The 13,306-nt window shown below is 64.2% G+C and carries 12 protein-coding genes; 9 read left to right on the top strand and 3 right to left on the bottom strand.

The window, feature by feature from the left end:
• The first annotated feature begins 10 nt into the window (after positions 1 to 10).
• Together cysC and X265_RS06725 are read left to right on the top strand one after the other, a co-directional pair.
• On the top strand, positions 11 to 1,927 hold the full coding sequence (cysC, locus tag X265_RS06730; RefSeq protein ID WP_128964099.1) for an adenylyl-sulfate kinase: 1,917 nt from the start codon (positions 11 to 13) through the stop codon (positions 1,925 to 1,927).
• Positions 1,928 to 2,328: 401 nt separating this feature from the next.
• A complete protein-coding gene (locus X265_RS06725; RefSeq protein ID WP_128964098.1) occupies positions 2,329 to 4,494 on the top strand; it encodes a malate synthase G in 2,166 nt (721 codons plus the stop codon).
• 70 nt (positions 4,495 to 4,564) lie between these two features.
• On the opposite strand, the gene X265_RS06720 is transcribed toward X265_RS06725, so the two are convergent.
• Entirely contained in the window at positions 4,565 to 4,720 is a 156-nt protein-coding gene (locus X265_RS06720) for a Thivi_2564 family membrane protein (RefSeq protein ID WP_008546817.1), read from the bottom strand.
• Between the two features lie 267 nt (positions 4,721 to 4,987).
• Between X265_RS06720 and X265_RS06715 the strand changes: the two genes are divergently transcribed.
• Entirely contained in the window at positions 4,988 to 7,081 is a 2,094-nt protein-coding gene (locus X265_RS06715) for a methyl-accepting chemotaxis protein (RefSeq protein ID WP_128964097.1), read from the top strand.
• A gap of 8 nt (positions 7,082 to 7,089) precedes the next feature.
• Here the strand turns inward: X265_RS06715 and X265_RS06710 are convergent, their stop codons facing one another.
• Both X265_RS06710 and X265_RS06705 read right to left on the bottom strand, forming a co-directional pair.
• A complete protein-coding gene (locus X265_RS06710) occupies positions 7,090 to 7,743 on the bottom strand; it encodes a DUF2865 domain-containing protein (protein ID WP_128964096.1) in 654 nt (217 codons plus the stop codon).
• A gap of 19 nt (positions 7,744 to 7,762) precedes the next feature.
• Positions 7,763 to 8,533 (bottom strand): L,D-transpeptidase, encoded by a 771-nt coding sequence (locus X265_RS06705; protein ID WP_128964095.1) that lies wholly within the window; start codon positions 8,531 to 8,533, stop codon positions 7,763 to 7,765.
• A 208-nt stretch (positions 8,534 to 8,741) separates the two neighbouring features.
• Between X265_RS06705 and X265_RS06700 the strand changes: the two genes are divergently transcribed.
• The 6 genes from X265_RS06700 (at position 8,742) to X265_RS06675 (ending at position 13,299) form a co-directional block, all read left to right on the top strand.
• On the top strand, positions 8,742 to 9,854 hold the full coding sequence (locus X265_RS06700; RefSeq protein ID WP_128964094.1) for an AI-2E family transporter: 1,113 nt from the start codon (positions 8,742 to 8,744) through the stop codon (positions 9,852 to 9,854).
• A gap of 78 nt (positions 9,855 to 9,932) precedes the next feature.
• Positions 9,933 to 10,304, top strand: a complete 372-nt coding sequence (locus X265_RS06695) for an ElaB/YgaM/YqjD family protein (RefSeq protein WP_128964093.1) — start codon at positions 9,933 to 9,935, stop codon at positions 10,302 to 10,304.
• A gap of 85 nt (positions 10,305 to 10,389) precedes the next feature.
• The gene (locus X265_RS06690) at positions 10,390 to 10,842 is read left to right on the top strand and encodes a hypothetical protein (protein ID WP_128964092.1); all 453 of its coding nucleotides are present in this window, start codon (positions 10,390 to 10,392) and stop codon (positions 10,840 to 10,842) included.
• A gap of 188 nt (positions 10,843 to 11,030) precedes the next feature.
• A complete protein-coding gene (locus X265_RS06685; protein WP_128964091.1) occupies positions 11,031 to 12,173 on the top strand; it encodes an OpgC domain-containing protein in 1,143 nt (380 codons plus the stop codon).
• Between the two features lie 106 nt (positions 12,174 to 12,279).
• Positions 12,280 to 12,888, top strand: coding sequence for a TetR/AcrR family transcriptional regulator (locus X265_RS06680; RefSeq protein ID WP_164938450.1), 609 nt, complete (start codon positions 12,280 to 12,282; stop codon positions 12,886 to 12,888).
• A gap of 57 nt (positions 12,889 to 12,945) precedes the next feature.
• Entirely contained in the window at positions 12,946 to 13,299 is a 354-nt protein-coding gene (locus tag X265_RS06675) for a RidA family protein (RefSeq protein ID WP_128964089.1), read from the top strand.
• The last annotated feature ends 7 nt before the right edge of the window (positions 13,300 to 13,306 follow it).

The raw sequence follows: 13,306 nt of genomic DNA, 5'->3' as shown, positions 1-13,306 counted from the left end.
GCACGCGGTCATGAACATGCTCGTCACCCCGACTTCGCCCGCCACGCCGAACGGCACCACCCGTCCGCAGGTTCGCATCGTCATCGTCGGCCATGTCGATCACGGCAAGTCGACGCTGGTTGGCCGCCTCCTGCACGAGACCGGCAGCCTGCCCGAGGGCAAGCTCGAAATGCTGAAGGCCGTCAGCGCTCGGCGCGGCATGCCGTTCGAATGGTCGTTCCTGCTCGACGCGCTGCAGACCGAGCGCGACCAGGGCATCACCATCGACACCACGCAGATCCGCTTCCGCACCAATTCGCGCGACATCGTACTGATCGACGCGCCCGGCCACGCCGAATTCCTGCGTAACATGATCACCGGCGCCTCGCAGGCCGACGGCGCGGTGCTGATCATCGATGCGCTCGAAGGCGTGCGCGACCAGACGAGGCGGCACGGCTATCTGCTGCACCTGCTCGGCGTGAAGCAGGTCGCAGTCGTCGTCAACAAGATGGACCGCGTCGATTTCAGCGCCGAGCGTTTCAAGGCGATCAGCGACGAGATCTCGGCCCATCTGAGCGGTCTTGGTGTGAAGCCGACGGCCGTGATCCCGATTTCCGCGCGCGATGGCGATGGCGTCGCCGAACGTACCGGCCGCATCGGCTGGTACAAGGGTCCGACCGTAGTCGAGGCGCTCGACGCCCTCGAACCGGCACGGCCCCTGGAAGCCTTGGCGCTGCGCCTGCCGGTGCAGGCCATCTACAAGTTCGACGACCGCCGCATCGTCGCCGGCCGCATCGAGTCCGGCAGCCTGGTTGCGGGCGACGAGATCGTGATCATGCCGGCCGGCAAGATCGCCAGGATCAAGACGGTCGAGAGCTGGCCGGTCACGCCGGTCGCAGGACGGCAGGGCGCGGGCCGTTCAGTCGGCATCACGCTCGACCGCGAATTGTTCATCGAACGCGGCGACATCATCGCCCACGCGAACGCTGCCCCGCGCGAGACGCGCCGCCTGCGCGCGCGGATCTTCTGGCTGCACGACAAGCCGCTCGCCAGGGGCGACCAGTTGCTGGTGCGGTCGGGGCCGAAGGAAAGCCGCGCCACCGTCGTCGCGATCGAGAAGGCCGTCGATCCCGGCGAGCTCTCGAGCAGCGAGAACAAGGCGATCGGCCGCAACCATGTCGGCGAAATCGATATCTCGCTGTCGAACCCGATTGCCACCGATCCCTACACTGATAATCCGCGCACCGGACGCCTCGTGATCGAGGTGTCGGGACGTATCGCCGGCGGCGGCCTGGTGCTGTCGGTCGACGCCGGCCAACGCGCCGTGCCGGTCGATATTGTTCCGGTGGAATCCGCGCTGCGGCCGGACGAGCGCTCAGCGCGCTACCATCACAACGGCGCCGTGGTCTGGCTCACCGGCCTTCCCGCCTCAGGCAAGTCGACGCTGGCAAAGGCGCTGGAACGCCGGCTGTTCAGCAATGGCGGCTCGCCGATCCTGCTCGACGGCGACACGCTGCGGGCCGGCCTCAACAGCGATCTCGGCTTCTCCGCCGCCGACCGCAGCGAGAACATCCGCAGGCTTGCCGAGGTCGCGACGCATCTCGCGCGCAACGGCCATATCGCGATCGTCGCGGCGGTCTCCCCGGCCCGCGAGGACCGTGCCATCGCGCGCCGCATCGCCGACACCGCGTTCCGCGAGATCCATGTCGCGACACCGGCCGAGGTCTGCGAGGAGCGCGATCCCAAAGGCCACTACAAGAAGGCCCGCGCGGGCGCGCTGGCGTCGTTCACCGGCATCGGCAACGACTATGAGGCGCCGCACGCTGCCGAGCTCGTGATCGACACGTCGACGCGAACAGTCGCGGAGGCCGCCGACGAGATCGAACAGATGCTGAAGTCATCGGGCGTGCTGTTCGACGAAGTCGTGGACCTCGCCGCGAATATTTGAGGCTCACTTTCCTTGGTTAGAGCACTGCCACCACACGGATAATGCGTTCCCTCCCCCTCCCGTTGTGGGGGAGGGTTAGGGAAAGGGGTGCCGCGCGGGGACTCTAGCGATCACGCAAAAGATCTTCTTCGCGATAACAAACACCTTTTCCTGGGCTACCCCTCTCCCCCGTCCTACCCCACAAGGGGGGAGGGAGCGCAGTTGCGCGTGGCGCGACGTTGGCTCGACCGCTTGTATCGCGCCCCCACCTTTCCTTGACATTTTGACAACCCCCGGGGGGTCTTCTCAGCGCCCCGATTTTGGGGCTAATAGGTCCCGAAAGCCGCCCCGCGTGGGCGCATTTTGCTGCTGACGGGTCAAAAGCAGCCAAAAAACAGCCATTTCCAACAAGAAAGCCCATCATGAAACGCGTCGACGCCCACGGATTGAAGATCGCCCCTGTCCTTTTCGATTTCATCGCCAAGGAAGCCGCCCCCAAAACGGGGATCGCGCCGGATGCGTTCTGGGCCGGGGTTGCCGCCATCATCAAGGAATTGGGGCCGAAGAACCGCTCGCTGCTCGCCTTCCGCGACACGCTCCAGGGCAAGATCGACGACTGGCACCGCGCCCACAAGGGCAAGGCCTTCGACCTCGACGCCTACACCGCCTTCCTGAAGGAGATCGGCTACCTCGTCCCCGAACCGGCGACACAGAAGGTCGAAACCGCCAATGTGGATGAAGAGATCGGCAAGATCTGCGGTCCGCAGCTGGTCGTCCCCCTCACTAACGCGCGCTATGCGCTGAACGCTGCAAATGCGCGCTGGGGGTCGCTCTACGACGCCTTCTACGGCACCGACGCGATCCCGCATGATCCGTCCGAGGGTGGCAAGGGTTACAACAAGGCGCGCGGCGACAAGGTGATCGCCAAGGCCAAGGCGTTCCTCGATACCGCCGCGCCGCTCGCGACCGGCAGCCACACCGACGTCACCGCCTATAGCGTCGTCGCCGGCCAGCTCGCGGTGAAGCTGAAGAGCGGCAACGCCACCGCGCTGAAGAACGCCACCCAATTCGCCGGCTTTCAGGGCGATGCGGCCGCACCATCAGCGGTGCTGCTCGTCAACAACGGCCTGCATGTCGAGGTGAAGATCGACCGCAGCAGCACGATCGGCAAGGACGATCCCGCCGGCGTCGCCGATATGATCATGGAAGCCGCGGTCTCGACCATCCTCGACATGGAAGACTCGGTTGCCGCGGTTGATGCCGAGGACAAGGTGCTGGTCTACCGCAACACGCTCGGCCTGATGAACGGCACGCTATCCGCCGATTTCGAGAAGGGCGGCAAGACGCTGACGCGCTCGCTCAATGCGGATCGCAGCTACAAGACGCCGGACGGCAAGGGCGAACTGAAGCTGCACGGCCGCAGCCTGCTGTTGATGCGCAATTGCGGTCACCACATGTTCACCGACGCGGTGCTCGACGAGAAGGGCGAGGAAGTGCCGGAAGGCCTGCTTGACGCCGCCGTCTCCGGGCTGCTTGCCATTCACGACCTCAAGGGCAATTCCAAGGTCAGGAACAGCCGCACGGGATCTGCCTATATCGTCAAGCCGAAGATGCACGGCCCCGACGAGGTATCGTTCACCTGCGAGATCTTCGACCGGGTCGAGAAGATGCTGGGCCTTCCCGAGAACACGCTCAAGGTCGGCATCATGGACGAGGAACGGCGCACCACCGTCAACCTCAAGGCCTGCATCCAGCGCGCCTCCAAGCGCATCATGTTCATCAACACCGGCTTCCTCGACCGCACCGGCGACGAGATCCACACCTCGATGGAGGCGGGTCCCATGATCCGCAAGAACGAGATGAAGGCGCAGGCCTGGATCAAGGCCTACGAGGACTGGAACGTCGACATGGGCCTGATCGACGGCCTGCCCGGCCATGCCCAGATCGGCAAGGGCATGTGGGCCGCGCCGGACAAGATGGCGGACATGCTGGCGCAGAAGCTGGCCCATCCGCAGGCCGGCGCCACCACCGCCTGGGTGCCCTCGCCGACCGCGGCCACGCTGCACGCCCTGCACTACCACCAGCTCAACGTCATCGCGCGCCAGCAGGAGCTGACCAAGGGCGGCCCGCGCGCCAAGCTGTCGGACATCCTCACCATTCCGGTGTCGAAATCGAACTGGGCGCCTGACGACGTCAAGCAGGAGATCGACAACAACTGCCAGGGTATTCTCGGCTATGTCGTGCGCTGGATCGACCAGGGCGTCGGCTGCTCCAAGGTGCCTGACATTCACGATGTCGGCCTGATGGAAGACCGCGCAACCTTGCGCATCTCCAGCCAGCATCTCGCCAACTGGCTGCACCAGGGCGTGATCACGGAAGCGCAGGTGATGGAATCGCTCAAGCGTATGGCCGTCGTCGTCGACCAGCAGAACGCGGGCGACCCGATCTACAAGCCGATGGCGCCCGCCTTCGACGGCGTCGCCTTCAAGGCCGCCTGCGATCTCATCTTTAGGGGACGCGAGCAGCCGAACGGCTATACGGAATACATCCTGACCGCGCGCCGCCGCGAGGCCAAGGCGCTGGTTTGAGACCGATTGTTGGAACATCAAAAGCCCCGGCACAAGCCGGGGCTTTTTTGCTGCGGCATCAGAAAGCGGGCTAGAACACCGCGAGATATTTCAGCAGCGAAACGATGCCGATGATGATGACGATAACGCGCGCAATCTGCTTGGCGCGGCCGTCCATCGGCAGCATGTTGATGAGATAGAGCACGAGAATGACGACGAGAAAGGTGACGAGTACGCCGACCAGCATCGCAGGGCCCCCTTCAGGCAATTGCTAACGAGGTCCTAACGTTTGTCTCGCATATCGGTTCCACCAACGCAACCTCTTGCAACTTCTAGTAAATGCGTAATTCTACCGGCTGAGCGTCTGCTTAGAATTTTACCCTTTTCATTTCAGATATCGCAGACCGTCGCTGGCCCGAGCCGCGAACGATGTGATTGCCGATCGTGACACGCCCCCTGTTTCTCGATTTTGCCGGGGCTTGCGAACTTCGAAATGGGAATTTGGGGGACTTCGATGCTTAATCGCCTGACCGTATCTGCGCTGCTGAAGGCAGTGATCGCGATCACGTCGGTCTGCGTGGTAATCACGCTCTCGCTCACGGCCTACGGCTCGTGGGATCGCCTCAAGACCGCCAACCGCATTTCGCAGATCGCCGACGCCTCCGCCGATCTGTTCAAGGCAATGCACAATCTGCGCACCGACCGCTCGACAACCTCGCGGCTCCTGAATGCGACCGAGCCGATGGACTCCGAGATCGAGAAGTACCTCCGCGCGCTGCGTGATGCGCAGATGCCGGCCATGGCACGGGCGCTGGTCCTGCTGCCCGGCATGGATTTCCCACAATCCGGCACGCTGGTGCCGGAGCTGGCGCGCCTCAACAAGTTGCTGATCGAGGAACAGAAGGAATTCTGGGAGAACGTGGCCAAGCCAAAGGAGCAGCGCCGCGCGGGGCTGACCAAGGAATACATGGAGACGACGCAGGGGCTGCTTGACGTGCTCGATAATCTCTCGAACACGTTGGCCGCCACCGTCAACCATCAGGACGCCGAGATCGACCAGTTGCTGTCGATCAAGCAGAACGCCTGGCTGCTGCGCAACACGGCTGGGGAGGCTTCGCTGATCGTTTCGACCGGACTTGCGGCCGGCAAGATCACGCCCGAGGGGCGCTACAGCTACACCCAATATGTCGGCGGAACGGCTGCGATGTGGAAGGCGCTGGAGCTGTCGACGTCCGGCATGCAATTGCCACCGGCGCTCACCTCAGCCATGGCCGCGGCCAAGACCGCCTATTTCGAGCCGCAATATCTGGGCCTGCGCGACCGCCTCGCCGACGCACTGCTCAAGGGCGAGAAGGCCGAAATGACCGCGAACCAGTGGAGCCCGCTCACGGTCGGCCGCATGGCCAGCGCGGTCTCCGTGGCCGAAGCCGCGCTCGACGCCGCCAAAATCCATACGCAGGAGCAGCGCGGCGCCGCGGAGCGTGCACTGATCCTGCAGCTGGTGCTGCTCGCGCTCGCGGTATCCCTTGCGGTCGGCGCGAACGTGCTGGTCAGCCGCCGCGTCATCAAGCCGCTCAACACCATCCGCGACGCGATGCTGAAGGTCGCCGGCGGCGATCTTGCGGTCGACAGCGGCTATCTCGATCGCAGGGACGAAATCGGCGCCCTGGCCGGCGCGCTCGAGACGTTCAAGCAGCAGGCCGCCGACAAGCTCAGGATCGAAGAGCAGGAGCGCGAGCGCAATGCGGGCGCCGCCGCGCGCCAGCGCGCGGTCGAAGCCTATGTCGGCGAGTTCGAGAGCGCAGTGCGTAACACGCTTGGCGAACTGAACGATGCGTCGGGGCAGATGCGCAAGACCTCGGGCGATCTCTCCGCGGTGTCGCGCCAAACCAACGACCGGGTGCAGGTGGCCGGCAAGGCCTCCAGCGACGCCTCCATGAGCGTCGACAGCGTCGCGGCGGCCGCGGAAGAGCTGTCCGCCTCGATCAACGACATCAGCCAGCAGGCCGCTCATGCCGCAGGCATCGCCAGCCGTGCCGTCACCCAGGCACGTGAGACCGACGGCACCGTTCAGGGCCTGGCGCAATCCGCAGGCCGCATCGGCGAAGTCGTCGGCCTGATCAATACGATCGCGGCGCAGACCAATCTGCTCGCGCTCAACGCCACGATCGAAGCTGCCCGCGCCGGTGAAGCAGGGCGGGGCTTCGCTGTGGTCGCTTCCGAGGTGAAGTCGCTGGCAAGCCAGACCGCAAAGGCGACCGAGGAAATCTCGGAGCAGATCGCCGACATCCAGAAGGTCGCCGGCGACGCCATCAACGCGATCCAGGCGATCGGCGGCATCATCGGCGAGGTCAACGAGGTCGCTACCGCGATCGCCGCCGCCGTGCAGGAGCAGGGCGCCGCGACGCAGGAGATCACGCGCAGTACCCAATATGCCGCTCAGGGGACCAAGAACGTCTCGGATAACATCACCGGCGTGAAGGCGGATGCGGATGCGGCAGCCGCGGCTGCCGACAATGTGAAGAGCGCCTCGGAAGTGCTGGAGCGCCAAAGCCGCCAGCTCGGCCACGAGGTCAGCGACTTCCTCGGCAAGATCCGCGCCGCGTAAGAAGCCCGCTACTCCTTCGCCACCACCGGCATCTGGCGGAACTTGGCGCGCATCTTGTCAGGCAACGGCGAGAAGTTCATCGCGACGCCGCGGCGATCGTTGGCGTTGCGATTGGCGACGACGAGGCCGTCGGCGCCCGCAACGATATCGCCCTTGCGCAGGGTCGGATCGTCGTCGATCTTGAGCTGGGCGAGCCCCACCGGATCCTTGCCGTTGCAGGTACAGCCTGCGACGATCTCCTTGCGATAGCGGAAGGCGTTGGGCAGGTCGGAATAGGATTTTCCCTTGTCGGTGGTGGCGTCGTCGATATCGTTGCCATAGACCAGCGAGGTCTCCGTCGCCGGGCAGAAGCTCTTGCAGGATTGCGCCTTGCTCTCGGCATCATTGCCTTGCGCCGGGAAGTAGCGCCCGTCGCAGCCGCGCACGCAATAGGCCGTGCCGCCACCATAGGACGCGCGCTGGCGCGGCGCATCGTAGCGCGGCCCGTCGTCGTTCGGGAACGGCACCCTGATCTCCGGCGGCGGCCGCATGCGGAAGCCACCGAACAGCGCCGAGAAGAAATCCTCCGCACGCGCCGAAGGCGTCAGCGCGAGGCCAAGCGAAGCAATCGCGACGAATGCGGCCGTTCCGCAAGCCAGCCTGCTGATCGAACGTCTCATCATATGACCTCACTTAGTCTCTTCAGTCCACCGACGGCGCCGGGACGTTCAGCGCCTGGCGCCCCGAGGGCAGCGTCGTGACCGCCGGCCGCTTGCGCACGCCGTCGCCGCCGCGCGCCATCAGCGGCGCGTTCTTCGGCAGCACCACGACCTTGGTACCGACGCTGACGCGGCTGAACAGATCGGTCACGTCCTCATTGGTGAGGCGGATACAGCCGGAGGAGACGAACTTGCCGATGGTGGTGGGATCGTTAGTACCGTGGATGCGGTATTCGCTGGAGCCGAGATACATCGCACGGGCACCCAGCGGATTTCCGGGCCCTCCGGCCACGAAGCGCGGCAGATAGGGCTGGCGCGCGATCATCTCTGCCGGCGGATGCCAGTCCGGCCATTCCGCCTTGCGGCTGACGCTCTGCACGCCCGACCAGGTAAATCCCTCGCGGCCGACGCCGACGCCATAGCGGATGGCCCGCCCGTTCCCGAGCACATAATAGAGATAAGTGTTCGCGGTATCGATGACGATGGTGCCGGCCGGCTCGCTGCGGTCGAAACTCACGATCTGCCGGCGAAGGCGATCCGGCAGCGCCGCATCCTCGTCGGCGGCTTGCGGCGCCGCGCCGGTGTAACCCTGCGCGTAGGACGGGTCCTGCTGATAGGCCTGCGGCTGCATCGGCGCATAGCCCAGCGTTTGCGCCTGAGCCGTGAACGGAACGGCCAGCAAAGCTGTCGCGAATGCACAAGCGGTGACGACGCGCGGCGAGACGCTGCGACGGATTCCGGAGAACGTTGTCATGTGGTGCCCCGTTGGATGTGTGCATCTGGGTGATGCTGCTGTCGCCTCAACGCGGCGGTGACGACTCAAGTTCCGATGACGGCTGCGACCGGCGTGTCACAGTCAAGCGATCACCACTTCACGAGGCCGAGATGGAACCGCGGCGCCCGCTCGTGCGTTTCAATGCCATCAATGGGCGCACGGAGACTTCCGCGCGGGGAGAGAAATTGTGCGCGTCCTTCCCACTGAACGACTGATGTCCGGCCCCGACGAGGGCACCCCGCTCCCTGACAGCCATGCCGAATTGCCGCCGGTGATCCGGCGAACCGAGTTCGTTGCCTTTGCCCTTGCCGGCCTGCTCCTGATCGCCGTGGTCGCGGTGCTCTATTTCGCCAAGGCGTTCTTCCTGCCTGTCGTCATGGCCGTGGTCGCCGGTACAATGCTGTCGCCGGCCGCGACCTTCCTGGAAAAGCGTCGCGTGCCGCGGGCCGTCGGGGCCGTGCTCATCGTGGCCGCGGTGAGCGCAATCGTCGCGTTCATCTTCGCACTCATTGCTTCACCAGTGATGGATTGGAGCTCCCGCCTGCCGCAGCTTGCGGGCCAGCTCAAGGACAAGATGCACGTCTTCGACCGTCCCCTGTCACTCTGGCGGGAGCTCCAAAGCATGCTCGGCGGCTCCGACGGGCTGCCAAACTTTCAGCTCCCCAAGATCGAATGGGTGCAGCCGACGCTGGAATTCCTGTCGCCGACCTTTGCCGAATTCCTGCTGTTCTTCGCAACCCTGATCCTGTTCATCGCCAGCTGGCGCGATCTGCGGCGAGCGCTGATCATGACGTTCGCCGAGCGCGATGCCCGGCTGCGCACGCTGCGAATCCTGAACGAGATCGAGGTCCATCTCGGCAACTATCTGCTGACGGTGACCATCATCAATGTCGGCGTGGGCATTGCGGCCGGTATCGTTTGCGCAATCACGGGCATGCCCAATCCGGCCGGCCTTGGCGCCCTTGCTGCAACGCTCAACTTCATCCCGATCATCGGCCCGGTCGCGATGTTCCTCATATTGGCCCTCGTCGGCGTTTTGACCTTTCCGACCATCGGCGGCGGGCTCGCCGCGGCGATCGCCTTCGGCGGCATCACCTTCCTGGAAGGGCATTTCGTCACGCCCACCATTATCGGTCGCAGACTGGCGCTGAATGCGCTCGCCGTTTTCGTCGCGCTGGCGTTCTGGACCTGGCTGTGGGGACCGATGGGCGCGTTCCTGTCGTCGCCGCTGTTGATCGTCGGATTGATCCTCAAGGAACATCTGTTGCCGGAGAACTCGCCGCAGTTGCCGGAGGAATGACTGGTTTCCGCGACGGAACTTCCGTCTCGACGAAACGTTTTCCGCCCATCTCAACCGCCGAACAGCTCGGAGCACCCGATGTCAACGACCGATACCGAAGCCGGGATGAGAGGCTGGACTGACAAGGCCAATGCAGAACGTCTCGAGAAGGATGTAGCAGCCGTGAAAAGCGATATCGCCGCCCTCACCGACCAGATCACCGACGCGCTCAATACCTTCGCCAACGCCACGAGCAAGCAGGCGCGGCGCGGTTACAAGCAGGCACGCGACAACATGGATACGACGCTCGACGATTTCTCGGAGCGGGGCAGCGCGATGATGGACGCGGCGCAGGACGCCTACGGCTCGATCGAGGAAACACTCGAAGACGCGATCACGCAGCGGCCGCTCGCCACCGTCGGCATTGCCCTCGGCATCGGCTTCCTGATCGGGTTCGCCTGGCGCCGGTGAGAGGCGAAGCAATCTTGGAAGCACAGCGCGGCGGCAGCGCCGCCGGTGCCGGCTTATGGCGACGCGTGATTTGAGGAGCTAGGCCATGTTTCAGCGTATTCTCGACGGCATCAGTGCCTCAACCGGCACGACGGTCCGGCTGACCTCGCTGGCAGCGGGCGCGGCCTTCGCACTCTTCATCACCACGTGCTTCCTGTGCGCGGCGGCCTTTATCTCGGTCCTGGAGAAATACGGTCCGGTGCAGGCTTGCCTCGCAGGTGCCGGTGTCTTTTTCCTGCTGACCCTGACCGCGGCAGTGAGCTATTGGGCCTACAAGCGAGAGCTGCGTCGGGAAGCTCATCTCGCCGCCGAGCGCGCCGCGAAGGCGGCCCCGAGCATGCTCGCCGATCCCATGCTGCTCGCCACAGGCCTGCAGATCGTCCGCGCCATCGGCGTCAAGCGGCTGCTGCCGATCCTGGCGATCGGTGGCGTCGCGCTCGGAATCATGGCAAGCCGCGGCGGCGCTATCGACGAGACTTCGGCCGAGCCGGCGGAGTAAGAGTGAGACCGCATTAAGAAAGTTGCGCTGCGGGCCGGGAGACGCCGGCTGGCAGGAATCCGATGGCCCGCCTCTGCGAAATTTTCATAAGGCGCGGTAAATCCGTCCGGCCTCACGCAATCGCTACTCGGATAGGCTGGCGGTTGCCGCTACAAGCATCGCCCCTGATTCCAGAAGTCAATTTCACGATGAAACCGTCCGTCAAGGCGAACCTTGCCGCATTTCAACACGACGCCAGGCTCTATTTGACGCTCGGCATTGCAAACTGGTCGGTCTTCGTCGACCACATCCCCGATAATGTCGTCAACTTGCTGACGCTGCGCAATTTCGGCTTCAGCGGCGCGGCCGACCTGTTCGTGTTCGTGGTGGGCTATGGGGTGGCCATCATCTACGGCAGGATGGCATTCGAGCGCGGCTATGTCGTTGCCGCGACCCGCATCTTCCGCCGGGTCTGGCGGCTCTATGCGGCCTATGTCGTCCTGTTCGTGATTTATATCGACGCCATTGCCTACGTCGCCTCTCAATCGATGGCGCCTGAGATCATCGAGGAATACAACATCTCGGGAATTCTCGAGCACCCGCTGCGCATCCTGGTCCAGGGACTGGTGCTACAGGAGGAGCCGCTCAATCTCGACCTCCTGCAGCTGATGATTCCGCTGATGGCGTTCTTCCCGTTCGCCTTGTGGGGTCTGCTACGACACCCAAACCTGACGCTGGCTGCCTCGGTCGCGCTGTATCTCGCGGCGCGCTGGTTCGGCTGGAATTTTCACGCTTTTCCCGACCGGGAATGGACGTTCAATCCGTATTGCTGGCAGATGCTGATGGTGCTGGGCGGCTGGTTCGCGGTCACCGGCGCCTCGGGCCACGGCTTGCGCAATCTGTCCTGGCTGCGTGCACTCGCGGGTGTCTATCTGCTGTCGGCGATGGCCATCACCTTGATGCGCCATTCGCCGGCGTTGTCCGCCTATCTCCCTGATGTCGTGCTCAACGGCATCTCGCCGACCGACAAGGAAAATCTCGCGCCCTATCGCGTGGTCCATTTCCTGGCGCTCGCCTTCATCGCAACCTATGTCATTCCGGCCGACCATCCGGGGCTGCAATTGAAGCCGCTCCGGATGGTCATCAAATGCGGCGAGGAATGGCTCGCCGTATTCTGCGTCGCCGTATTCCTGTCCTTCGCCGGTCATCTCATCCTGATCACCGGCGCCAATCTGGTCGTGATGCAGATCGGCGTGAGCCTCGTCGGTTTCGCTGCGATGACGGCTGTGGCCTATTATATCTCCTGGTCGAAGCGGCAGGACGAGCCGGCGGCCTTGCGTCAACGGGCCTAGCCGCAACGACCGCGCGATTTCGCTAGGCCGGAGCCCCCCGCTACGCTATGCGTGACGAGGCTGCCGCGGAATGGCGGCCTCTGCACGAGGAGAGACCGGCTTGGTCATGGCGAAAGACACGAGCGATGCGGCCGAGGGCGCTCCCCGGCGCGGCCGGCCGCGTTCGATCGAGACCAGCAACGCCATTCTCGAAAGCGCCTACACGCTGATGGCCGCAACCGGCCTTGTCGCAACCACGATTGATGCGATCGCACGCCATTCCAACGTCTCCAAGATGACGATCTACAAATGGTGGCCCTCGCGAGAGGCGCTGCTGATCGACGCCTTTCTCCATCAGGCAGCCCAAATGCTGCCGCTGCCCCCGGTGAGCGCGGGCACGCCCGCGGCGCGCACGCGCCGCCATGCCGCGGCCTATGCCGAGGCCTTGCAAGGCGAGTTCGGCAAGGTGCAGCTGGCCGTCATCTCCGAATGCATCTCGAAAACCGGCTCGGCCGAACTGTTCTATGCCCGCTACCTGCAATTCCGCCGCGACGCGCTGGTGGAGATGATTGCCGCCGGGCAAAAGGATGGCAGCATTCTCGCCGAAGGCCCGCCGGAAGATCTGTACGACGCCATCTATGGCAGCCTGTTCTACCGCTACGTCTTCGGTATCGCGCCGATCACGCCGGCCTACGCGCGCAATCTGGTCGACCTGGTGCTGCGGCCGAAGTTCTAGACCGGCGCTGGATTCGGCCAATCTCATCCCTCTTTCGACAGGAGCACCATTCTCGTCATGATCAAACGCATCTTGCCGTACGAAGGCTTGCTCCACGAGGTGGTCGAGCATGCAGGTGTGCTTTACATCGGTGGAATCGTCCCCGAGGACACGAGCCTCGATATGTCTGGCCAGGCTAACGATGTGCTCGGCCAGATGTCGCGCCTGCTGGCGACTCTCGGATCAGATATGTCCAAGGTCTTGCAGGTGACCATCTTCATGACCGACCTGAGCGAGAAGGCTGCGTTCAATGCCGCCTGGAAGGCGCATTTCGCCGAAGCTCACCTGCCGGCGCGCGCCGCCGTCGGCGTGGCCGATCTCGGACCGAACGTCAAACTCGAGATGACGGCAATGGCGGCTCGGCCCGGCTAGAATTCAA

Source organism: Bradyrhizobium guangdongense (assembly GCF_004114975.1).
Lineage (GTDB): Bacteria > Pseudomonadota > Alphaproteobacteria > Rhizobiales > Xanthobacteraceae > Bradyrhizobium > Bradyrhizobium guangdongense.
The sequence above is the reverse complement of the archived record's forward strand: the minus strand, read 5'-3'. Positions and strand labels throughout refer to the sequence as shown.